Raw genomic sequence first — 1,455 nt, 5'->3', positions numbered from 1 at the left:
TGCCAAGCCAGTTTTGGTAGAAAATGCTTGTCCCCTCAGGTGTACATTTTTCTCATGAGGCCTAACTGCATGATTTTACGTTGCGAGTATCCGTCGTTTCACTGGACTGCCAGCATAAAATCTATTTATTCAACAAAGCCCGTATTTTAATCAGTAATCCACTTCGAAGGAAATTTTAAAAAATCATTAAAGCTTCTGAAAGGAGCGCCGATATCAGGTAGGACGGTGATGAAACCGTGGGCGGCATACGCTGTCCCCCTAACTGACTTGAATTGAAAAAGGAATACAACTATGGCAGTGATCAACACTAACAGCCTGTCGATGGTAGCACAAAATAACCTGAATAAATCATACTCCGCACTGGGGACAGCTATTAAACGTCTGTCTTCAGGCTATCGCATCAACAGCGCTAAAGATGATGCTGCTGGTCAGGCGATTGCTAACCGCTTCACCGCGAACATCAAAGGTCTGACTCAGGCTGCTCGTAACGCCAGCGACGGTATCTCAATCACGCAGACTACTGAAGGTTCTCTGAACGAAATCAACAGCAACCTGCAACGTATCCGTGAACTGTCTATTCAGGCAAAGAGTGGTACTAACTCTGCATCTGACATCGACTCCATCCAGTCTGAAGTTAACCAACGTTTGGAAGAAATTGACCGCATTGCTTCTCAGACTCAGTTCAACAATATCAAAATTCTGTCCAAATCCAATGCTGATACGTCTATTTCCATCCAGGTAGGTGCTAACGATAAAGAAGCTGTCAACATCACCCTGAAAGGCAACTCTGGCTGGAACAAATTTGATCCCGCTGGTTCTGCCGCTGCTTCTGGTGGCCAAGTTACTGTTTCCGGTGTAGGTAGTGCTGCTGGTCAACGTCAAGTTGGTGCCAAAGGTGTTGACGTTCTGGGTACTACCGTATTGGCTGATGTGTACGCTGCACTGAAAGCCGTTGATACGCAACGTAGTGATCTGGGTGCGATTCAGAACCGTCTTGAATCCACCATCACTAACCTGAACAATACCGTAACTAACCTGGCTGAGGCACGTAGCCGTATTGAAGATGCTAATGTGGCGGTCGAAGTGTCTAACATGAGCAAAAACCAGATTCTGCAACAGGCTGGTACTGCTGTATTGGCTCAAGCCAACCAGATTCCGCAGATTGCTCTGTCTCTGCTGCGTTAATTGAGCCTGTTTAAGATTTTGTGTAAATGCCTTTCCTCAGAAGTGACCGTCAAGGCGGTCACCGAACTCGATAATAAAGCGACTCATTGCCATGCGCTAGTCCTGTAAGGGCATCGTCCATTTCTGTGAGGCTTTGTTGAATAATAGGTAATCATGCTGTTTTTCCATGCCAGTTTTGGGGCTTTGTTGAATAAATCAGAACTTGTAACGACTGCGCCCCATACGGGTCGATTGTTACGTGATGCGAATACTGTTCGGCATTCCTAATAG

At 46.0% G+C, this 1,455-nt stretch carries 1 protein-coding gene; it reads left to right on the top strand.

Annotation, left to right across the window (positions count from 1 at the left end; translation table 11 throughout):
- Positions 1-291: 291 nt before the first annotated feature.
- Positions 292-1,185, top strand: coding sequence for a flagellin (locus QZ506_RS02610; protein ID WP_291968870.1), 894 nt, complete (start codon positions 292-294; stop codon positions 1,183-1,185).
- The last annotated feature ends 270 nt before the right edge of the window (positions 1,186-1,455 follow it).

The organism is Candidatus Symbiopectobacterium sp. (genome assembly GCF_020054415.1).
In the GTDB taxonomy this organism is placed as follows: Bacteria; Pseudomonadota; Gammaproteobacteria; order Enterobacterales; family Enterobacteriaceae; genus Symbiopectobacterium.
Note: the sequence above shows the minus strand (reverse complement) of the source record. Positions and strands in the feature narration are given on the sequence as shown.

Coding starts and splice junctions, on each gene's coding strand:
- QZ506_RS02610 (WP_291968870.1), top strand. CDS start 292: ATGGCAGTGATCAACACTAACAGCCTGTCGATGGTAGCACAAAATAAC.